The 23360-nt window shown below is 52.3% G+C and carries 14 protein-coding genes; 10 read left to right on the top strand and 4 right to left on the bottom strand.

Features of this window, described 5'->3' with window-relative positions:
• Positions 1 to 11: 11 nt before the first annotated feature.
• The 4 genes from IVG45_RS07825 to IVG45_RS07810 are packed head-to-tail and all read right to left on the bottom strand — an operon-like array spanning position 12 to position 8213.
• A complete protein-coding gene (locus tag IVG45_RS07825; protein WP_196437275.1) occupies positions 12 to 3137 on the bottom strand; it encodes a multidrug efflux RND transporter permease subunit in 3126 nt (1041 codons plus the stop codon).
• Positions 3134 to 6262, bottom strand: coding sequence for an MdtB/MuxB family multidrug efflux RND transporter permease subunit (locus IVG45_RS07820; RefSeq protein WP_196437274.1), 3129 nt, complete (start codon positions 6260 to 6262; stop codon positions 3134 to 3136). The genes IVG45_RS07825 and IVG45_RS07820 overlap by 4 nt, the downstream gene beginning before the upstream one ends.
• 2 nt (positions 6263 to 6264) lie before the next feature.
• Complete coding sequence (locus tag IVG45_RS07815; RefSeq protein WP_196437273.1) at positions 6265 to 7542, bottom strand: MdtA/MuxA family multidrug efflux RND transporter periplasmic adaptor subunit; 1278 nt, start codon at positions 7540 to 7542, stop codon at positions 6265 to 6267.
• A gap of 11 nt (positions 7543 to 7553) precedes the next feature.
• Positions 7554 to 8213 (bottom strand): CerR family C-terminal domain-containing protein, encoded by a 660-nt coding sequence (locus IVG45_RS07810; RefSeq protein ID WP_196437272.1) that lies wholly within the window; start codon positions 8211 to 8213, stop codon positions 7554 to 7556.
• A gap of 726 nt (positions 8214 to 8939) precedes the next feature.
• On the opposite strand from IVG45_RS07810, the gene IVG45_RS07805 reads away from it, so the two are divergent.
• The 10 genes from IVG45_RS07805 (at position 8940) to IVG45_RS07760 (ending at position 23252) form a co-directional block, all read left to right on the top strand.
• Entirely contained in the window at positions 8940 to 9632 is a 693-nt protein-coding gene (locus tag IVG45_RS07805) for a class II glutamine amidotransferase (RefSeq protein ID WP_196437271.1), read from the top strand.
• Positions 9633 to 9809: 177 nt separating this feature from the next.
• Complete coding sequence (locus IVG45_RS07800) at positions 9810 to 11900, top strand: TonB-dependent receptor (RefSeq protein WP_196437270.1); 2091 nt, start codon at positions 9810 to 9812, stop codon at positions 11898 to 11900.
• 414 nt (positions 11901 to 12314) lie between these two features.
• Positions 12315 to 12779 carry a DUF6152 family protein gene (locus IVG45_RS07795; RefSeq protein WP_196437269.1) on the top strand — a complete coding sequence of 155 codons (465 nt, stop codon included), beginning with the start codon at positions 12315 to 12317 and terminating at the stop codon, positions 12777 to 12779.
• Positions 12780 to 12818: 39 nt separating this feature from the next.
• Positions 12819 to 13628, top strand: a complete 810-nt coding sequence (locus IVG45_RS07790) for a hypothetical protein (protein WP_230874799.1) — start codon at positions 12819 to 12821, stop codon at positions 13626 to 13628.
• Between the two features lie 53 nt (positions 13629 to 13681).
• Positions 13682 to 14686 (top strand): hypothetical protein, encoded by a 1005-nt coding sequence (locus tag IVG45_RS07785; RefSeq protein ID WP_196437268.1) that lies wholly within the window; start codon positions 13682 to 13684, stop codon positions 14684 to 14686.
• 257 nt (positions 14687 to 14943) lie between these two features.
• A complete protein-coding gene (locus IVG45_RS07780) occupies positions 14944 to 15441 on the top strand; it encodes a DUF6644 family protein (RefSeq protein ID WP_196437267.1) in 498 nt (165 codons plus the stop codon).
• Between the two features lie 29 nt (positions 15442 to 15470).
• Positions 15471 to 15944: a DUF6644 family protein gene (locus IVG45_RS07775; protein WP_196437266.1), complete on the top strand. Its 474-nt coding sequence runs from the start codon at positions 15471 to 15473 to the stop codon at positions 15942 to 15944.
• Positions 15945 to 15967: 23 nt separating this feature from the next.
• A complete protein-coding gene (locus IVG45_RS07770) occupies positions 15968 to 16516 on the top strand; it encodes a cytochrome c (protein ID WP_196437265.1) in 549 nt (182 codons plus the stop codon).
• Between the two features lie 599 nt (positions 16517 to 17115).
• On the top strand, positions 17116 to 19929 hold the full coding sequence (locus tag IVG45_RS07765; protein ID WP_196437264.1) for a TonB-dependent receptor domain-containing protein: 2814 nt from the start codon (positions 17116 to 17118) through the stop codon (positions 19927 to 19929).
• Between the two features lie 551 nt (positions 19930 to 20480).
• Positions 20481 to 23252 carry a TonB-dependent receptor gene (locus tag IVG45_RS07760; protein WP_196437263.1) on the top strand — a complete coding sequence of 924 codons (2772 nt, stop codon included), beginning with the start codon at positions 20481 to 20483 and terminating at the stop codon, positions 23250 to 23252.
• The last annotated feature ends 108 nt before the right edge of the window (positions 23253 to 23360 follow it).

The following is a 23360-nucleotide window of genomic DNA, read 5'->3' as shown; positions in this document are numbered from 1 at the left end:
AAGTCTCAAGGTTAAACAATGGGGGAAGCGGAAGCGGAAGCGGCCGTGATGCCGGTTTTGCGGCGCAGGTTCCACAGCCGCAGGCGGTCCAGATACAGATAAACCACGGGCGTGGTGTACAGGGTCAGCAGTTGACTGAATAATAGGCCGCCGACGATGGCAATCCCCAGCGGTTGACGCAGTTCCGCGCCGTAGCCGCTACCGATAGCCAGCGGCAAGGCCCCGAACAGCGCGGCAAAGGTGGTCATCATGATTGGCCTAAAGCGTAGCGAGCAGGCTTGAAAGATCGAATCCCGCGAATTGAGCCCTTGTTGGCGTTCCAGTTGCAGGGCAAAATCTATCATCATGATGGCGTTTTTCTTGACGATGCCGATCAGCAGAATCACGCCAATCAGGGCGATGATGCTGAATTCGGTTTTGCAAGCCATCAAGGCCAGTAGAGCGCCTACACCGGCCGACGGCAGCGTGGAAAGAATGGTCAGCGGGTGGATATAGCTTTCGTACAAGATGCCCAGCACGATATAGATGCTCAATAAGGCCGCTAAAATCAGCCAGGGCTGATTACGCAAGGATTCCTGAAAAGCCTTGGCCGAGCCTTGAAAACTGCCTTGAATCGAAGCCGGAACCCCAATTTCGCGCAGGGTCCGCTCAATCGATTCGGTGGCCTGCGACAAGGAAGAGCCGGGGGCCAGATTAAACGACACGGTGGTGGCGGCGAATTGTCCTTGATGATTGACGGTCAGCGCGGTATTGGTGGGCGCAAACCGGGCGATGCCGGACAACGGTACTTGGCTCGGTACCGATGGCGTGCCGGTCGTGTTAGGTTGATCGGGGACATTGATATAAAGTTGTTGTAAGGCTTCCGGACTTTGCCAGTATTCCGGCGCCAATTCCATCACCACCCGGTATTGATTCAGCGGATTGTAGATCACCGACACCTGACGTTGGCCGAAGGCGTCGTTGAGGCTGGCGTCGATCATGGCCTGACTGACGCCGTAACGGGTCGCCAGTTCGCGATCGACTTGCAGGCTGATTTGCTGGCCCTTGTCCTGTTGGTTAGTATTTGCGTCCTTCAAATCCGGCAGTTTCGATAAGGCATTGACCACCTTGGGAGTCCATTCCCGCAGTAAGCCAAGATCATCGCTTTGTAGGGCGTATTCGAACAGCCCGCCCGAAGAGCGGCCGCCGATACGTAATTCTTGAGACGGAAACAGACGTAACTTGGCGCCGGGAATCCGGTCCAGGCGTTTTCTGAGCCGGTCTTGGACTTGTTCTATGCTATCGCGCTGTTGATGGGGTTTCAGGTTGATGAACATGCTGGCACCGCTCCGGTCGCCGCCGGCAAAACCAACTACATTATCCACCGCCGGATCCTGCTGAATCAGGCTGGAAAATTCGAACAACTTGCGCTGTACGGCCGCGAACGAGGCGCCTTGATCGGTCTGGATGTCGCCCATCAGTCTGCCGCCATCCTGGGTCGGGAAAAAACCTTTATCAATCACGCTATACAAATAGACATTAAAGCCGATGGTCGCCAACAAGATCAGTAACATTACCCGGCTGTGTTGCAAGGCTTTGGCCAGTGAGCGCTGGTAAAGCAGCTGGATTCGGTCGAAAAGATTGCCGATGCAACGGTACGCAGAGCCATGAGCCTGGTTTTGTTTGCTCAGCCAACGTGAACAGAGCATCGGCGTAGTCGTCAACGAAATCAGCAAGGACACCAACACGGCGGCGGACAGGGTGACGGCGAATTCGCGAAACAAGCGTCCCACCACGCCGCCCATCAGCAATATCGGGACAAAAACCGCAATCAGCGACAGGCTCATCGCCAGTACGGTAAACCCAACTTCGCCAACCGCCAGCAAGGAGGCCTTGAATGGCGAGAGGCCTTTTTCGATATGGCGGCTGGCATTTTCCAGTACCACGATCGCATCGTCGACTACAAAACCGGTGGAGATGGTCAGCGCCATCAAAGTCAGATTGTTCAGGCTATAACCGCAGACATAGATGACTCCGCAGGCGCCGAGCAGCGAAACCGGCACCGCCACAATCGGGATCAGGGTCGAGCGTGGACTGCGCAGGAACAGCAGTACCACCAGCATCACTAGGCCAACGGCCAGGAGCAAGGCATGTTCGACCTCCGCTATGGAGGTGCGGATGGTCATCGAGCGGTCCGACGCCACCGATAGTTCGACATCGCCGGGCAGATTGGTGCTTAAGCTGGGCAACAGTGCCTTGAGTTGATCGATTGTTTCGATGACGTTGGCGGTTGGCTGCTTGCGTATGATCAGCAATATTGCCGGTTTATCGTTTTTCAGGCCGGTATTGCGTAAATCCTCGACCGAATCGATCGCGTTCCCCAAATCGGCGATACGGACCGCTGCCCCGTTTCGATAACTGACGATCAGCGGCAGATAATCCTCGGCCTTGCGCGCTTGATCGTTAGCCTGGATCTGCCAGCGTTGTCCGTTGCTCTCCAACGCACCCTTGGGGCGGGTGACGTTGGTCTGGTTGATGGTGTTACGCACATCTTCCAGTCCTATGCCGTAGTGATGCAATGCATTCGGATTCAGTTCCACCCGCACCGCCGGCAAGGCGCCGCCGCCGATCTGCACCTGGCCGACACCGGGGACCTGCGAAAATTTTTGGGCCAAAATCGTCGAAGCCAAGTCATACAAGCGTCCGTGACTGACCGTGTCGGAGGTTAAAGACAGAATCATGATGGGCGAATCGGACGGATTTTCGCGCCGGTAGTTGGGGCGGCTGGGCATGTTGCTTGGCAATAGGCTCGATGCGGCATTGATAGCCGCCTGCACGTCGCGGGCGGCACCATTGATATCCCGGTTTAGGTCGAATTGCAGAGTAATGCGAGTGTTGCCGAGCGAACTGCTGGAGGTCATTTCGGTAATGCCGGCGATACGGCCTAATGCCCGTTCCAACGGTGTCGCCACTGTTGCCGCCATAGTCTCCGGGCTGGCGCCCGGTAATTGGGCCGAGACGCTGAGGGTTGGAAAATCGACTTGCGGCAACGCCGCTACCGGCAGGCGGCCGAAAGCCAGCAGGCCGGCCAGCGCGATGGCAATGGTCAGCAGTGTGGTGGCCACCGGTCGCTGGATGAACAAACCGGAAAACGTCATGGTGATTCTCCGGCACCGGTCTGGTTCGAATTCAGCTTCAGGCGGTTTCCGACACGTTTTGCCAGCCTGTCCATCGCCAAGTAGATCACCGGGGTGGTGTACAGCGTCAATAATTGGCTGAGTAATAAACCGCCGACCATGCTGATACCCAACGGATTACGCAACTCGGAACCGACACCGCTGCCCAGCATCAACGGCAGGGCGCCGAGTAGGGCGGCCAGCGTGGTCATCAGGATAGGGCGAAAGCGTAACAAACAGGCCTGAACAATGGCTTCGGCGGGCGGTAATCCTTGCTTGCGCTCGGCCTCCAGCGCAAAATCGATCATCATGATGGCGTTTTTCTTGACGATGCCGATCAGTAGAATGATGCCGATGATGCCGATGATATTTAAGTCGTTGCCGGCCAGCATCAGCGCCAACAATGCGCCGACACCGGCCGAGGGCAGAGTGGATAGAATGGTGATGGGGTGGATGTAACTCTCGTACAACACGCCCAATACGATATACACTGTCACAATTGCCGCCAGGATCAGCCATAAGGTGTCGTCCAAGGAAGCATTGAAAGCCTGGGCGGCACCCTGATAGCGGCTGCGAATACCGAGCGGAAAACCGATGCCCTGCTTGGCCTTTTCGATGGCTCTTACCGCATCGCCCAGCGCCGCATCCGCTCCAAGGTTAAACGACAGCGTGGTGACCGGAAACTGGTCCAGATGACTAATGGCCAAGCTGGTGGGGCGTTCGGACAATTCGGCAATGGCCGATAGCGGAATTTGGCTACCGTTGTCGGACGGAATGCGCAGTTGAGTCAAGGCTTGCGGGTCATGTTGCTCGCTGGGGTCGACTTCCAGCACCACCCGGTATTGATTGGCCTGGGTGAATATGGTCGACACCAGCCGTTGGCCGTAAGCGTTGTACAAGGCGTTGTCGACCGCGGCGGTACTGACGCCCAAGCGGCTGGCGGTGGCGCGGTCGATGTTGACATAAACTTGCCGGCCTTGATCCTGCACGTCGCTGGCGACGTCCGCCAACTCAGGCAGGCTGGTTAATTTGCTAACCAATTTTTGGGTCCACTGGTTTAACACTTCCACATCCGGCGTTTCGAGGGTGAACTGGTATTGAGTGCGGCTGACCCGATTTTCCATGGTCAGGTCCTGTACCGGCTGTAAATACAGGGTCGCCTCGTCGTGTTCACTAAGTCTGTTTTTCAGGCGGGCGATAACTTCGGTGGCCGAGGGGCGTTGCGCTTTTGGTTTCAGGTTGATCAAAAAACGGCCGCTATTGGGCGTGGTATTGATGCCGTCCACCCCAATGAACGACGACAGACTTTCGACCGCCGGATCGGCCAGGATGATTTTGGCCAGTTGCTGTTGTTGCTCGGCCATGCCCTGGAAGGAAATGGTTTGCGGTGCCTCGGAAAAACCTTGAATGATGCCGGTATCCTGGATCGGGAAGAAGCCCTTGGGAATGACGATGTACAGCGCCACGGTCAAGCCCACGGTGACAAAAAACGCCAGTAAGGTTGCGGTTTGGCGTTGCATGACCCAGTTAAGGCTGCGGCCATAGCTGTTGATTAATCGGTCGAACCAGCCGTCGCCCAGTTGTTCGGGATCGCTATGCGCATTGCCGGGATGCAGCAACTTGGCGCACATCATCGGCGTCAGCGTCAGCGATACCACGGCGGAGATCAATATCGCCACCGCCAGCGTAATGGCGAATTCGCGGAACAGGCGGCCGACCACATCGCTCATGAACAACAGTGGAATCAATACCGCCACCAATGAAAAGGTCAACGAGATGATGGTAAAACCGATTTGTTCCGAGCCTTTCAAGGCGGCCATGTACGGCGATTCGCCGCGTTCGATGTAACGGGAAATGTTTTCAATCACCACGATGGCGTCATCGACCACGAAGCCGGTGGCGATGGTCAGCGCCATCAGGGTCAGGTTGTTAATGCTGAATTCGGCCAGATACATCACGGCAAAGGTGCCGATCAACGACAAGGGTACGGCGATGCCGGGAATAATGGTGGCCGGCAAATTGCGCAGAAACAGGAAAATCACCATCACCACCAGCGCCACCGCCAGCAGCAATTCAAATTGCACGTCATGCACCGAGGCGCGGATGGTGACGGTACGGTCGGTTAGCGCGGTCACTTCCACATTTTGCGGCAGCGCGGCCCGTAGCTTTGGCAGCAGTTCCTTAATCCGGTCGACCACCTCGATCACATTGGCGCCTGGTTGGCGTTGGATGTTGACAATCACTGCCGCGTTGTCGTTGGCCCAGGCCGCCAGACGCACGTTTTCCGCGCCGTCCACCACATTGGCAACATCAATCAATCGCACCGGGCCGCCGTTACGGTAAGCCACCACCAAATCGCGATATTCCGCCGCCGACTTTAACTGGTCGTTACTGTCGATAATAGCCGAGCGTAATGGGCCGTTAAACATGCCCTTGGGTTGATTGACGTTGGCGGCGGCAATCGCGCTACGGACGTCTTCCAGGCTCAAACCGTAGGCGGCCAGGGCGTTGTGGTTGGCCTGGATGCGTACCGCCGGCCGTTGCCCGCCGCTGATCGACACCATGCCGACGCCCGGTAATTGGGCGATTTTTTGCGCCAGCCGGGTATCGACCAGATCCTCGATTTTGAACAAGGGCAAGGCCTTGGAGCTGATCGCCAGGGTCATGATCGGGCTATCTGCCGGATTGACCTTGCTGTAAAGCGGGGCTTGAGGCAGATCGTTGGGCAAGAAGTTGCTGGCGGCGTTAATTGCCGCCTGTACGTTTTGCTCCGCGACATCCAGATCCAGATTCAAGCCGAACTGCAGCGTGATCACCGAAGCACCGGCCGAACTGGTCGACGACATTTGCGCGAGCCCAGGCATCTGGCCGAACTGGCGTTCCAATGGCGCGGTGATAATCGAGGTCATCACATCCGGGCTGGCGCCGGGATATAGCGTGACTACCTGAATGGTCGGGTAATCCACTTGCGGCAATGCCGATACCGGCAGCAATCGGTAGGCCAGGATGCCGACCAGTAACAGCGCCACCATCAGCAAAGAGGTAGCAACCGGCCGCAATATGAACAGCCGGGATGGATTGAAGCCGGAAAACGATGGACTGCTCATATTCAGGAATTCCGGTCGCGGTTGCGGGATTTGCGGGCGGGCTTATCCTGGATTTCCGGTTTGGCGGCCACGGCGATACCGTCTTGTTCGGCGATGTCGATTCGACTGCTTGGCTTGAGTCTATCCACGCCATCGATCACCACCCATTCATCCGCGGCCAGATTGTTTAATACCGCCACCTTGCCGGCCTCCGTGGGGCCGAGAGTTACCCGGCGTTGTTGTATGGTGTTGTCCGGCATGGCGACGAAAACATAGGCACCGTCGTTATCGTGTTGAATGGAGGCCGCCGAGACTTGCGTGACATCTTTTAAGTGATCGAGCTGCATTTTGATGTTGACGAATTGATTGGCAAACAGAGTTTGTTCGCGATTGTCGAATTGCGCCTTGAGCTTGATGGTACCGGTGCTGGGATCAATCTGGTTGTCGATGGCTTTCAATTGGCCGTCGGCCAGTTTGATTTTGCCGCCGCGGTCGTAGGCCTCGACTTTGATCGAGGGATTGGCCCGCCAGCGCTGAATCGCCGCTTGCAGCTTATCTTCCGGAAGGGTAAACACCACATCGATCGGTTGTAGTTGGGTGATGACCACCAAGCCGTTGATATCGTTGGCTTGGACGATATTGCCTTGATCGATTTGGCGTAAGCCCACGCGGCCGGCAATCGGCGCGGTGAGTTTGGCGTAATCGAGTTGCAGTTTGGCGTTATTGACTTGGGCTTTGTCCATTTCCACGTTGCCCCGATATTGCTTTACCAAGGCTTCCTGGGTGGCGGTTTGCTGGGCGGCGATGGAATCCTGCTCCAGCAGGGTCTTGTAGCGTTCGTGGTCTATTTCAGCGTTTTTCATTAAGGCTTCGTCGCGCAGCAACTGACCTTCGGCTTGCTGCAATTGAATCTGGAACGGTCGCGGATCGATTTCAGCCAGTAATTCACCTTGCTTGACCCACTGGCCTTCGTTGAAGGTTACCCGGATCAGTTCGCCACCGACGCGCGGGCGCACGGTCACGGTTTTTAATGCGGTCACCGTGCCCAGGCCGGTCAAATAAACCGGGAAATCGCCGCGACGGGCGGTTTCAACCGCTACCGGGATCGGTGCGTCGTCGGAATCGCGGAACCGGCCTTGCCGCCCTTCGGCTGGTTTGCCGGCATCCACCGGCGTTGAACCCGATTGCTGCAAGTAAAAACCCGCGCCAAGGATGACTAGAGCCAGCAACGAGCTGGGAAATAGATACCGGCGAAGTGCAGGGCGCGGGCTGGAAGAGTCCCGAGGGATATTGAGAGACATAGAGGAAACGATTAGTTGAATGTTTGGGGGCGAAGCGCCTGAATACCGGCCAGGGAGAAGCGAACCACATGTTCGGCAAATCCTTCGATTTCATTCGGATCAATCGGATGGGCCGGTTGCGGCCGGGCGTTTTTCAAGTGCTTCAAGCGTAGCAACTGAAAACATTGGCCCATGATGCTGGCGTGGCAATACAGAATTTGCCGTTCGCTGGCGTCGTTGCCGACGCATTCTTTTAATAGGTTTAGCATCTGCATCCGCTGCGGGTTGATTTCCTTTTCCATAATGTCGGCCAGCAAGCGGGTTGGGTGCGCCATTTCCCGATGAATGATCACAAACGAATACGACTGATCGTCGGCCACCCGTTTAATCAGTGATTTGATGCGGCCCGCCAGCCGTTCTTCCGCGGTCGCCTGTTGGCTGACGCCACCATCCGCCGGAAATATCGCCAACTCTCGGTTAAAGGCAAAGCGCCAGGCTTCCAGATAAAGGCTCTCCTTGTCGCCGAAATGGTAGTTGACCGAGGCGATGTTGGCGTCGGCCTGTTTACAAATGTCGGCGATGGTGGCTTCCTGAAATCCCTTTTCGGCGAATATGCGGCTGGCGGCAATCAGCAAACGGTGTCGGGTTTTTTCGGAACGGGTGTTGGATTCTGTCACGAGTTTGGAATGCATGTGGGTCGGTTGCACGGTGTTCGATGATGGATAGGTAAATTCGAGAATCGGAATTGAAATGCTCAATTGAATAAGGGTTTCAATACAAAATACATGCCAAGTTGCTTGTACCGGTATGCCGGCGGTTTATACAGTCTGAACGATTGCGGCTGTTTGGCAATCAACAGTTAGTGTTTGCAGGGTGTACGCCAACGAGCAGTTTTGGTTGATGGATGGGCTTGAAGCGCGGAGTGGCTCTTGTTTTGTTTCCCGAAATCGAGCGTATTTGTTTGAACTGATTAAAGCGGAACAGAGTGGTTTTATCGACGAGCGAGCGGAAGGTTTATTGGCCGACTTCAAGGAAGAAGTGCGACGAGATGAGCCTTTATAAGCTTATACCCTCCGTTTACGAAAAGGGCATTAGCACACCATATGCTGCAAAAAATTGCTGAGTATCCAACGGCGCCTGCTGTTACGCTGTTTAGATATGAGCAATGTTAGTAACTTCAATCATCCAAAACGCCTGGTTTCATAAGTGCTTCCTGAATAGCAGACCAGATAAGCCACTCTTCGCTCTGAGGTGTTTCGGGCGATCTAGGCATTAGTTAAGGCTGTGCTTGACAAGCTTGAGTTTTTGGCACCAATAATGCTTTTACTTCCCATATAGCGTTTTCTAATCGGCTGAGTACTTTATGGTACCTCATGCCATCGTCATAAAGCCCAAAATACCAATAGTTGCAGAACATTATGTGTCTAATTATTCATCAACCCAAAGGGGCGCAAGTTCACTTAGACTTGTTGCATTCGGCAAGCCAATACAATTCTGATGGTTATGGTTTAATGGCATTCACTGGCCCGCAAAAAATCAGTATCCATAGGCAACAGTACACTAACTTTGATGAATTGCGCCGCGCTTATTTGCAGATGGCAAAACATGAATGCGTTATACATCTTCGTTTACGTACGCGGGGCGACATAACCAGAACGAATACACACCCGTTGCAAGTGACGAAATCGATTTATATGGCCCACAATGGCACCCTGAACATCCATTGTCGTCTGCCCGGCCGCTCTGATAGTTGGCATATCGCAAATGATTACTTGACCCCTCTATTGCAGCACACCCCGAAAATACTGCATAGCAAATCGTTTCAACAACATCTCGCCGCTAAAATTGGGCCTAACAACCGATTGGTGTTTATGGATGCCCAACAGCGGAAAACAATTTTTATCAACCAAGAGTTGGGTGTTGAGTATCAAGGGTTATGGCTGAGTAATACCAAATGGTTTGATGCTGCTTGCTTTGGGCTAACAAAACCTGATTCACTCAGTAACACGACTGAAATCCTTAAAAAACCAAAGCTAAAGTTTTCCCAAGGTTTTCGCAATTCCAGGCTAAGCCATTTTCCCTATTCAGCCGTATGTCAGGTGAATTCATGATTTAGACATTGCTGTTTGGTATTGCGTCTTTAACCTGTCTGCGTAGGGCGTATGCCGTAAGGCGATCCGCAATGCGTTCGGCCTTACGCGGGTTAAGTAGCTCTTATTTTATTCCGGCATAAGAGTTGGCATGGATGATGCTTTTTCTCGTTATACGAATCATCAGATCAAGCATCCATGAATACGAATACCGGCAAAATCACAAAACACATCATCCTGGCTATTGGACCGCTAATTTTTCCCGATTTAGCCATCTGCGAGGAAAGCGAGAACATTACCGAGCTGGATAACATAGAAGTACACGCGGGCAGAGGCCGTACCTTGCTTGGCATTGCCGGCTCCGCCTCGCAAGGCGAAGTCGGTCAAGCGCAATTCGAATACCGTCCGATGTCGAGAGCCGGCGAGTTGGTGGAAGTCATTCCCGGCGCCGTGGCTACTCAGCACAGCGGTAGCGGCAAGGCTAATCAATTTTTTCTGCGCGGTTTCAATCTCGATCACGGCACCGACTTTTCGGTCAATGTCGACGGCATTCCGATGAACATGCCTACCCATGCCCACGGCCAGGGGTATCTGGATTTGAACAGCATTATTCCCGAACTGGTGGATAAAATCGATTACGGCAAGGGGCCGTATTATGCCGAAGTGGGCGACTTTTCCGCCGCCGGTTATGCTCGTATACATACCAAGCATAAATTGGATCAGGCTTTGGTCAAATTTACCGCCGGCGAATACGGCTACTACCGCGGCATGGCCGCCAATTCGACCCCTGTTGGCGATGGCGATCTGCTGTATGCCGGCGAATTTCATTTATACGATGGGGTTTGGCGGCAGCCGGAAGATCTCGGTAAATTCAATGGCATGATTCGTTATAGCGTCGACAAGGACGACTGGGGCGTGTCGATCAACGGCAAGGCCTACCATGCCGGTTGGATGGCGACCAACCAAATTCCGGATCGTGCGGTTCGCGATGGCCGCATCGGTTTGTACGATGCCATGGACAATAGCGACGGCGGCAACACCAATCGCTATAGCCTGGCATCCAATTTTTGGCATAAAGGCGAGGACTGGAAAAACGACGCCAACATCTATGCGTTGTATACCGATGTCAATCTGTACTCGAATTATTCCGGCTATACCTTGGGTCCGGAAGGCGATCAAATCTGGCAACACGAGCGCCGGGTACAAGTCGGCGGCAATGTAGATCATACCCGTTACGACCGTCTGTTGGGTTTCGACATGGACAACACCGTCGGCCTACAACTGCGGCATGACGAACTGATGGGGATACGCATGGCTAGAACGCAAACGCGCAACGAGCTTGCGACAGTTGAAGATGGGGTGGGCGAGCGAATCGATGACGTTAGTGAAACCAGCGTCGGCCTTTACATCAAAAATCAAACTCATTGGCTGGAAAAATTTCGAACCATTGCCGGTTTGCGTAGCGACTTCTTTAATTTCGATGTCAGTAGCCGCTCCAATTCGCTTAATTCCGGCAATAAGGATGCGGCCATCGTCAGTCCTAAGCTGAGCCTCATTCTCGGTCCTTGGTATGACAGCGAAGCCTTCATCAATATGGGTTACGGCTATCATTCGAACGATGCCCGCGGTACCGCGATTCGGGTTGATCCGGATAACGGCGCGGCGGTGGAAACCGTTAAGCCCTTGGTTTGGTCGCGTGGTGGCGAGCTCGGCGTACGCAGTAATGTTATTTCGGGCTTGAAGTCGACGGTCGCCTTATGGTGGCTGCAAAGTAACGGCGAGCTGATATTCGTCGGCGATTCCGGCACGACCGAACCAGCTGGCGGGTCGCAACGTTACGGCGTGGAGTGGACCAACTACTATAAGCCTGCCGATTGGCTGACGCTGGATGCCGACTTTGCCTGGACTAAGTCGCGTTTTGAAGACTTGCGGGCAGGCGCCAACTATATTCCTAATTCGGTGGGGCGCGTGTTTAGTGCGGGAGCGGTAGTCGAGGCAGCCAATGGCTTGTTCGGCACCGTCAGGCTGCGCCACTTCGGCGATGTACCGTTGGATGAGGCCGGAGGACTTTGGCAGGGCGATACCAGCATTCTGAATATCGGTGCGGGGTACAAACAAAACCATTACAAGCTTGAAGTCGATGTATTTAACATCCTGGATTCTCAAGGCAGCGACATTGCTTACGCCTACGAGTCGCGTCTATCAGACGAGGCAGAGCCGGTAAACGGCATTCTGCGCCACCCGGTCGAGCCGCGCATGATTCGCGGCACGGTCACCATCAACTTCTAAACAATCTGGCGCGGAGCACCTGATCTGGGGTTTCTGGTTAGCGCCAGCTGTTAGTTGTCGAACTCCTCAAGCTCCAAGGAGCTGAGCCATAAAATTTCATAGCGTTCTTTCAGCAGCAGCAACTGTTTTATCTCTGCTGATATTCCAGCAGCCACCGTCCCCTAGTCGCTGGTAGATTCTCCTGCATGGGGCTGGATGACAAAAATGCCATAAATAAAAATTTATAAAAAATAATGGCTTATTTATTTTTTCTAAAAAATGCATGGTAAAGCCAGCCTTTATCAAATTTCGGGCACGATGGTTGCAATTAGTAAATTAAGTCCTGGCCACTAATCGATGAAACCGCGCGGCTGACTTTGAGATGAAGACATTAATAAACTTTTTTATCAGGTTTCTACCTTGGGAGATCAATCAATGAATTTTAAATGCAAGCTGGCCGGCATTCTTGTCACAGCCGGTTTTTTGGGTGCCTCCATGCCCGCCAATGCGCATCATGCCTTTTCCGCCGAATTCGATGCCGAGCAACCGGTCGAGGTGAAGGGTACCGTGACAAAGTTTGAATTGGTTAATCCGCATAGTTGGTTGTATCTGGATGTCAAGCAACAGGATGGTAGAGTGGCCAACTGGGGCTTCGAGTTCGGTGCGCCATTCAATCTGAAGGAAAAAGGTATTAGCAAGAAAACCCTTACCCCAAGCACCGAGATCACTATTCAAGGCTTCAAGGCCAAGAACGGTAAGAATTTCGGTTACGCGGTGACTACCACCTTGCCGGATGGCCGTAGCGTTAAAACCGGCGGCGCCCAGGATGCGCCGGCTACGCAGGCCGCGCCTGGAAGCGCGCAGCCCGCACCCGCCGCGCCAAGTTCAGCACCGCTCTAAATCGGATTGCACCGATAGCCAAAATAAGGAGAACATTTCTTGAATACATTATCCACTAAGCAAACTTTCCGCTTGCGCGGTTACCGGACTGTTTTGCTGCCGATTGCCGCCATTTTGATTTTGTGGCTGCTGTCAGGCGGCGCGGAAGCCGCGGATAAAAAAATTCCGCGTTTACCGGGCGGCAAACCGGATTTTTCGGGTATCTGGCAGACTACCAGTGCGGCGGATTACGATCTGGAACCGCATTCCAATCGCAAGGACGCCCCCCCGGGGCCGGGAATTATCGAAGGACACTATATTCCCTACTTACCTTCGGCGTTAGAGCAGAAGAAGAAAAACTTTGAATCTCGCGCAACCAACGATCCGGCTGTAAAAGGCTTTACCTTGGGCGTGCCGCGCGGCATCTATTATCCGGAACCGTTTCAGATTTTTCAGCGCAAGCAGGATCTGACTCTGGTACACCAGTTTGGACATTCGGTGCGCACCATTCATACCGACGGCACCGAGCATCCCGAAGATCCCTACGATTGGTGGTTGGGCGATTCACGCGCTCACTGGGAAGGGGACTCATTGGTCGTGGATGTCAAGCATTTCAACGACAAAACCTGGCTGGATCGCGCCGGTAACTATCACAGTGATGCGTTGCACGTGGTCGAAAATTGGAAGTTTCTCGATCCCAATACCATAGCGTACAAGGCAACCATCGAGGATCCGAATGTATACAGCCGGCCGTGGGACATCAGCGTGATTTTACATAGGCATCTGGAGAAGGATTTTCAACTGATCGAAGATTACCGGTTCACGCTGGATTACGACCAATATTACCCGCCCAAGCCCGATGCCAAGTGATGTTTGCCTAGGCGAACAAACACACCGCTCACTAACGAATGTATGAGGATGATATGAGAAGCAAATTGATTCAGCGTGTTCTCGGGGTACCGGGGCTGATGGTTACCGCGTTGTCGCTGGCCTCTCAGTTGGCGCTGGCCGCGGATGAAAACAAGGCGCAGCCGGAACAGAAACCAGCTGCACAACAGCAGCAAGGCAGCGGAATTTCGCGAGAGACCCGATTTCCGAAAATCGAATCCGGCAAGTGGAAAGGCCCCAGGACGCATGACGGTCAGCCGGATGTGCAAGGGCATTGGTCTAATACTATTTCCAACCATAGCAACTTTACCGACCCGCAGGGAGGTATACCTAATGATCCGAATCCGAACCGGATTCCGAAAGGTCCGCGCGAGGAGAGGGCGCCGAGCCGGGTCAGCGATCCGGCCGATGGGCAAGTGCCATTTCAACCTTGGGCGCTGGAAAAGGTCAAGGAGTTTCAAGTCAAGTTTCATAACCCGACCGAGCCTCAGTTTATTGAACCGTTGGCTCGTTGCGCCCCGGCAGGTATTCCTAAGTCGTTGTATTGGCATGGTTATGAAATAAACCAATATCCCGGTTACGTCGTGTTTCTATTCAACTCAGGAACCCGGATTATTCATCTGGACGGCAAGCCGCATTTGCCCGACAACATCAAGCTGTGGAATGGTGATTCGCGAGGGCACTGGGAGGGCAACACGTTGGTGGTCGATGTCAGCAATCAAAACGGAAAGGCCCTATTCGGACGTACCGGGGAGTTTATCAGCGAGAATGGGCATGTCGAGGAGCGATACATCTTCAACAACGATGGCACTCGTTATAACTATGAAGCGGTGTTCACCGATCCAACCGTTTATACCCGACCGTTTACGGTCACTATACCGGCTAAGCGTTGGACGGCGGAAGATAAGCCGAACGGCTGGCACTTTGAAACTACGTTGGCCAAACATAGCGGCAAGGAACCGATCATCGACCGTGATGAGCGAATTTGCGCCGAAAATAACGGTGGTTTCGGTCTGGGGGCCGAAGAAAGCAAAAAATAATCAACATTGGGTGTCAGCGGGCAAATCCGTATGTTGACAAATTGCCTGTTTAACCCAGCCTAAAACGTTTTGGCGCCCTGGTGTTCTGGTAGAAAAGTAAGACGGCAGGATCGGTTTGTTAGCTCCTTGAAAATCGTTCGTTCTGTTCTCTTTTTCGATGATACGTCGTCGAAAGCCCGCAGGGATGATAGGCACTCTCTGCCGGAACACCAGGGCGCCAAAATGATTAAATTTGAAATCACAAATAGGAAGGAATTATGTCTCTTACTGAGTTTTCACAACTGCTTTACGATTCTGATGTAGGCACGGCATTGCGCGAATCGATATTCGCCTTTCCTATCGTGGAAGGCTTGCACCTGATTGGTCTGGCTTTCTCGGTGGGCTTGTTGTTTTTCGTCGACTTGCGCTTGCTGGGGTTGTTTTTGCCGAAAGTCGCGGTCGAGGATTTGCTGCACCCGTTACGGCCTTGGATTCTAGGTGGTTTTTTGGTGACTATCGTGACCGGGGTTTTGTTGTTCGTGGCGGCGGCATCCAAAATTATTTTACTCGACGTGTTCTTTTATAAATTGCTGTTCATCGCCTTAGCGGGGGTGAATGCCTTGTTGTTTGAAATCAAATGGGGGCGGCGGGTCAATCAATGGGGGGCGTTTTCGGAGCTACCCAGCGGAGTCAAATATGCCGGCGCGGCCTCTCTGGCATTGTGGAGTCTGGTGGTGATCACGGGCCGGCTGATTCCCTATCTGAGTTACGAGTAGCTTATTTTTCCAGTTTCAAGGAGCACTGCATGTCAACCCTAGAGCTTTTTAAGACCATACAGAGTAGCGACTTCAGCCGTTATATCGGTGGTCAGAATCATCTATTCGGAGCCTTTTATCAGTTAATACACATTGTCGGTCTGGTGATGGTGTTGTCGTCGATCATCCTGCTCAGTCTGCGGGTGTTGGGCGGCGGCGTGCGTCAGCAGTCCTTACGCCAAATTACCCAATCCACTTCCTGGCTAATCTGGGTGGGCTTGGCATTGCTGGCTTTTTCGGGTTTGTTGATTTTTATACCGGCGGCGACCAATTACTACCCTAATTCGGTGTTCTGGAGCAAATTTGTGCTGCTGGCCCTTGCCCTGTTTTTGCATAACTCGCTGTATCAAGGTATCGGTAAATCGGATGAAGAGCCTTCTATAGTGGCCAAGCTGGCGGCGACATTTTCATTGGTATTGTGGTTTTCCGTTGCTTTTGCCGGCCGTTTCATCGGTTTTGTTTAAGTTTTATTGTTCCGGAGTTGAGTTTGAAAAAATTACAGATAACCCTTGTGTCCTTGTCGACGATATTGCTGGCTTCATGTCTTCCAGGGGTTCATGAAGAGCCTTCTCCGTTTAAGCCGGTAGCTACGATCCAGGATGTGATGCAATCCATCATCGATCCCAATATCGACTTTGTCTGGAATTCCGTGGCGACAGTCAGTACCGCCGACGGTATCGAGGAAAAGCGGCCGCAAACCAATGAGGAATGGCAGGTAATCAAGCAACATGCTTTGACCGTGTTGGAAGCAGGTAATTTGTTAGTCATGGCGGGCCGCCCCGTTGCGGGAACAGGGGCGAATACATCCAGCGGCGGGGCTGAATTGTCCGCTGGGGACATTCAGCATCTGATCGATGCCAACCGAGGCGAGTTTGTTGCAAAGGCCCATGGCCTGCATGCCGCCATGCAGCAGGTGATTGCGGCGATCGACAAACAGGATGTCGAGGAATTCGAGAAAGCCGGCAGCCAGGTCGAGCATGCTTGCGAACAGTGCCATTCGCAGTTCTGGTATCCAAACGATCAACGTCCGCAGTAAATCGTTACGGGCGGACTAATTTTGCAGATATTAGTTCGCTAAATACGTCCCTCCTAACGCTCATGAAGACTTGGCATCACCCCTACTCATGAAATTAGCCCCCTTAGGCGCGGTTGCTTGCCGGACAGGACGCCGTGAATACGTCCATGTAGGGCTTGACAGCGGTATCCTTGCCGCCTTGCCGCCGACGCCTGCCCAACAAGCAACCGCGCCATCCCGGTTTTTTACTTTCACAGTAAATACTGGCGTTATTTTATATGTGACGCTTCACCGCTTTTCTTAAGTATTTATCAAATAGGCTACATTATATTAATAGTTTTTAAAGTTAATTTTCTTTTGGAAAATTTAACTGAATTTTGCAATGGATTGGTTATTACTCAGTGAAGTATAGCCAATGTAATGATTAATATGGCCTAATCTAGGCATCTCATTGGTTAATGAGTGCTGATAATTCAGCATTTTAAATATTAATTTTTTTTAATTAAATCCGGTAAGTTTAATAATATCAGTGGCATTGGCTGATTTATGGCAGAGCTTATTGATTGGCATGTGATTTGCGTTATTGAATTGTGTTCAATCAATATTATGGAGTTTAATTAATGAATAATAGTGGCCCGTTGTTGTCGCTTAATACTGGTATAAAGCCGTCATTTAGATTGTCGCCAATCGGCGTTGTTATTCTCAGTATGAGCTTGTTTACCGCCAATCAAGCTTATGCCGAGGAGGAGGCCAGTATGGAAAAGCTCAAGGAAGAAAATGCCAAGCTGAAGCAGGCTCTGGAGCAGATTCAAAAACAATTGGCGAGCCCGAATGGCGGCCAGGCGACTTCGGTCGTTAATCCGGCAACGACCGATAATACGCAAGCACCATCGGCCAATAATACGACGCCCCAAACCGAAACCAAGGAAGAAAACAGCCTGCTGAACGAAATTATGGTTCGCGCCAAGAAAAGATCGGAAGTTGAAAAAGTCAAGGAAGTGCCAAAATCGGTTTCCGCCGTATCGGGTACGGAATTGGATAAATATTCGGCCACCAACGTCACCGATATTCTGAAACGGGTCGGTAACGTCAATTGGAATTACGGTAATCCGCGTACCGGCAGCTTTAGTTTACGCGGCTTGAATGTTGGTTCCGGCGATGCCATCGATCCCAGTGTCGGCGTAGTGGTTGACGGCGTAAGCTATGCCTACAATCCGCTGGCGGCGGGTACCGATTTTTTCGACATCGAATCTGTCAATGTGACGCGCGGACCTCAGGGCACTGGCGGACACAAAAACACCAGTTTGGGAGAAATCGTCTTTACCACCAAAAAGCCGACTTACGACGCCGAGGCCGAAGGTCAGGTGGTTTGGGGGCAAAATAATACGGTTAAGACTCAAGCGATCCTGGGCGGACCGGTCGTGGATGGGGTTCTGGCCTGGCGGGCCTCGTTTCTGCGTAATCAAGCCGATGGCGATTACACCAATGTCTACCCGGATATTCGTGGGCGCCAATCCTATGTCAATACAGACCGGACCTTTGCCCGTACTCAATTCTTATACACGCCGACCGATGATTTCAAGGCCTTGGTCAGTTTGCATTATCAGCCCAACGGCACCGAAAACCTGAATGGCTTGACCTATAAACTCCGCGAGCCGTTGCGTTATGCCAATGGTGGGTTGGTGGACCGCACGACGCTACCCGAACAAAAACTGCAGCGTTCATGGTTTACCCGGCAATCCGCCTATACCGTCGATGATTATTTCACTCACCCGGTTTACTCGGATAATAACGGCGGAATCACCACGGCGACTCGCGGCGGCAACGTGAATCTGGATTGGAATATTTGGGGTGGGCATACCTTGAGCTATATCGGCGGCTATAAAGACCATTATTTTAGCGCCGCCAATGATGAAGGCACGCCGTTCGATATCACCACCGATGGCGGCTATATTACCGATTACGTGCAATGGACTCAGGAGCTGGCGTTGCAATCGCAAAAAGGCGGTTTTGCCGAGTACAGGACCGGGGTGTATTCGTTTTATTCGGATAACGATTCGTTGAACCGTACCCGCTATGGCGCGGATGCTGGGGCCTGGTACGCCAACCAGGCCCAATATAACAGCTTGAACACCAATTCGGCCGGCCGGTTGTTGCTTTCCGATTCCTTGGAAGGCGTTTATAAAAACACACTGACCCACGTCGACAATAAGAGCAATGCCTTGTTTGGTGAAGTTAAATGGCATCTCAGCGAACCGCTGACGCTGACCACGGGGGTGCGGGTCAGCGACGAAAATCGTAAGTCTTCGCAGGGTATCGGTATTGCCGATAATGGCGTCGGCGCGGGATTGAATCCCGTTAGCGTCAATAACGTGCCGTTAGGCGGTTTTGCCTCCAATGCTACTACCGGTGCTCTAACGGCTGGTCAAAACACCGCAGCGCAGTTGGTATTAGCCAATCAAGTGGCGCAACGCTATTTCGGAACGAACTATGCGGGGTTGACCGCGGCACAACGCACGCAAATTGCCAATGCCAAGCGCGTGCGCGCCACCCAGTTCGGCACGCTTTATCAAGACGTGGATGCCGAACCTTACCAAGACGCGCTGGTCAATGCCAACGTCAGTCTCAGTTATAAAATCAATGATCAGTACACGCCTTATGTAACCTGGCAGCGTGGCACCAAGGCCGGGGTTTCGCAAATTAACGGCGCTACCGCCGCGGGCGGTACGTCGGTGTTGGTCAAGCCCGAAATTTCCAACAGTTACGAAATCGGCTTGAAATCATCGTTGTTCGATAAAACGCTGGATGTCAATTTGGACTTCTTCTACGACAAGATCAGCGATTTTCAACAGGCCGTGGTTTACCGGGATGAACTGGCAACCCAGTTACGTAACGATGGCACGGTGGTCTACAGCAGTGGTACCGGTAATGTGAAAGGGGTCGATGTGAAGGGTGTCGAACTGGATTTCAATTATTCAGGCATCGAATACACCAATTTGCGCTTTGCTGGCGCCTATAACGACGCGCGCTATTCCGATCACCAGTTTAACGGTTTGCCGGCGGATAGGGCCAATGAATCGCCAAGTTATTGGAATGTGTCCGGCCAGACACTGCCTAGAGCCCCGAAATTCACCGGTGTTCTGGCGGCGGATTATACCCGCCCGGTTTTCGACAGCTTCATTTTTCATAGCAACGTTAACTTCAACTTCAGCAGCGAATACAACTACGATCTGAATCAATCCGAATACGGCAATATTCCGGCTTATACGCTGACTGATTTTGCCATTGGTATCGGTCGTCGCGACAAGTTGTTTGACGCAAACCTCATTGTCAGAAATATTTTCGATAATCGTTACCACACGACCCAGTCGTGGAATAGCTATGCACCGAACAGCGAGCGATGGATCGGTGTTCAGTTCAGCAGCAAAATTTAAATCAATTTTAACTTGCTACCGGTTTGCCGACTGAGTCGGTAAACCGGTTTTTCATATTGATTATTTTGATAATGAAATCTGTTTATTGGATAAGGCGATATTTCCGGAATTTGGATTAATTCTGTATTTTATTGATTGAATAATTCGGAGGGCAATATGCTGGATTACAACGAGGTTTTATGCTGTTGATTTGCGGGCATGGTACAAGCAAAAACAGAGGAAATCTGTTGTCTGATAAACAGTTGTTATCACTTAAATCTACAGAAAAGGGGGATTATGTAAGGGTTAATGCTTAAGTCTTGTCAGTAATGGCGTTCATTTTATCTAATAAAAATAAGCGCTTCGAGTATGTAGATTCTCATATATTGGGTATGTCTTTACGATCTTTGTCTGATGGCATGAAACCTGCCTAATCTTGATCAAGTATCAATATTTTTAGTCATTAAACATTAATAACCGTCCGCTTGATGTTGCGGGCTGGGTTTTATTGGTTTGAAGAAAATGACCGTGAGTTATTGGTGTTTTGAATTGATTGGAATGGGAGAAATTGAATGAGTGAAAAAGGCTTAAATCGACGATCGGGTCAAAATGGATATTTTGAGAACTTCGTTGATCATGGTTTTAAACGCAACTTGGTGGCGGCCAGTATTTCGAAAGCCGGTGGCTCTACTGTTCATGCTGTTGCAGGCAGGCAAAAACTACTTCATGGCTCGGCTATGTTGGTCGCGGCGGCCTGTTTGATCGGTTCCGGCTCGAGTTTGGCCGAAGATGTTGCCGGTGACCCAGCCAGCGAAATTGCGCGCCTGAAACAAAAACTGGCGGAAGCGGAGCAGGAAAACGAACTATTGAAAAACTCTTTGGTAAATGCTTCCGCAGCAGGAGCCGCGCCGGTGTCCGCTTCTACGGCAAACTCCGCAAAGGCAGAGGGGGGTAGCGTAACGGATACCGAGGAATCAAGCGACAAGCAACCGGAAGTCGAAGCAAAAAATCTATCGGAAGTTGTGGTGACTTCGCGGCGCAAGGAAGAAAAACTACAAGAAGTGCCGGTGCCGATTACGGTATTGGGTGGCAAAAACCTGGATCGCGATAGGACATTGGATGTGCAGGATTTGACCCGGCGCGCGCCCGGCGTCACGGCTACCACACCCAACGGTCGCCGTACCGGTATCTCGATACGCGGCATCGGCAAGGCCAGCGGTAACGACAGCATGGAGCCAGCGGTCGGGGTGATGATAGACGATGTATTCATGAGTCATGTCGGTATGTCGTATCAGGATTTCACCGACCTTGACCGGGTTGAGGTGTTGCGCGGGCCGCAAGGCACCTTGATGGGCAAAAATACCACCATCGGTGTGCTCAACTATGTCAGCAAGGCGCCTAGTTTTACCCAGCAAGGGTTCGTGGAGGGTGAAGTAGGCGGAAACCAGCAAAATGATATTTTACCGGGAGCGTTTAAAGCCAGAGCCTCTTATAGCAATGCCATCGTTGACGACTTGCTGGCGTTTCGCGCCTCGAGTTTTATTAACACCCAGGATGGAGACTTGCACAACATCAACGCCGAAGGCGGCACCTTCAACGAGCGCAACCGCTATGGCGGGCGCTTGCAGTTCCTGCTGACACCCGCCGAAGCGGTTCGATTCAGGCTGAATATTGATTACGCGGAATCCCACGAGAATAGCAACGTCAAACCGAAGATGTTCGAGCCGGCGACTTTCCTGGATGGTTCGCCTAGAACCACGACCTATAGCAGTCGTATTTCGCGGGGCTACTTCAACGGTTATCGCCCCATCATTGGGGACGATGCCTGGAATAATATCGACATCGGCCAGGCGCAAGCGCTACCCACTATTAACGGTGGCGTGTCCGGCAAACTGGATTGGGACATCGGGCCGGGAACCTTGACCTCGGTACTGGCTTATCGGGAGTTTCATTTCAACGCCAAAAACGATAGCGAAGAAACCAAGTTCGATATTGCCAGGAGCGGCACCAAGGTCGATACCAAGCAATATTCCGAGGAATTGCGATATGCCTGGTCACCGACCGATTGGTTGGACACCCAGAGCGGTTTGTTTTTGATGCATACCGAAACCGATTCTACCTCCAGAAATCTGTATGGCAATGATGCCGGCGCTTTTTATGCCGGTAACGGCGATTACAACCGCTTGACAACTAACGCTACGGGTATCGGTTTGTTGCGCGGTTCGCTGAACAATGTCTATGTTGCGACCAATACCACGCCGGCCACCGATAGCGCGGCCTTATTCGAGCAGGTGAACTGGCATATCACCGATAAAGCCACTTTGACGCTGGGTATACGCGAGACTTTCGAGAGCAAAAACAACAGCATCGAAAAAACCGCCACTTTTTATGATGGTTCGGCGTTGACGCCGGTCACCGGCGGCACCAATGCGCAGAACACCGCGGCGAACGCTATTCGTGCCGCTCGGGTACAACAGACCTACGATCGTCAATCCGGTGAACGCATCGACGAATGGTCGACCTCCTGGCTGGCCAATCCTAGCTATAAAATCGATGAAGATGTGATGGTCTATGCCTCGGCGGCCGGTGGGCAAAAATCCAGTTCGGTGCAGTTCAATACCTCGAATGGCGATTCCGTCTATGTCAAGCCGGAAAAATCACTCGATTTCGGCTTGGGCGTAAAAAGTTTGTGGCTTGATAAAAAGGTCATGCTGAACGTCAATCTTTACCACACCACGGTCACGGATTATCAGGCCACTACCAGCATTCCCGATGCCACCTCGCAAACCGGTTATCGTTCCGAATTGGGCAACATTCCCGAGATTACCGCAATGGGCGTGGAAGTCGATAGTGCCTATTATCCAAGCTCCTGGTTGACTTTCAGCTTTGGCGGCGCATACAACCATGCTCGCTACACCGATTGGACCACCGCCACTTGCCCGGCTGAGATACCCACTTCGGTGCAAGCCGTTTGCGATAACACAGGCAAGCAAGTGGTTGGCGCGCCCGACCTGACCGGTATTTTTGGGGTGGACTTGCATAAACCGCTGGGATTTGCCGGTTTGACCGGGCATGCCTGGGTCAATTCAGTCGTGCGTTCGTCTCAGAATCTCGAAGCGCAATTATCGTCCTGGGGCGTACAGGATGCCTATCAAGTTACCGACGTCGGTATCGGTTTATTCACCGGCGGCAAAAACAAATACGAGGTCAATCTGGTAGCCAATAACGTGTTCGATACCCAGTACACCACCAGTGTCAACGATTACAGCAATAGCTATCCTGTAGGTTACGACGGCATCGGTGCGCGGCGTTATGTCGGCTTGGTGTTGAAGTCGACTTTCTAAGGTATTGCCACGATGATCCAGCCGGGTTTGTTCAAGGCAGCCGTTTCGGTTGGTTTGGGCAAAATCGGCTCCTTTTCATATAAGTCCTTAACCGCGCATCGTGCAATA

The organism is Methylomonas sp. LL1, assembly GCF_015711015.1.
Lineage (GTDB): Bacteria > Pseudomonadota > Gammaproteobacteria > Methylococcales > Methylomonadaceae > Methylomonas.
Note: the sequence above shows the minus strand (reverse complement) of the source record. Positions and strands in the feature narration are given on the sequence as shown.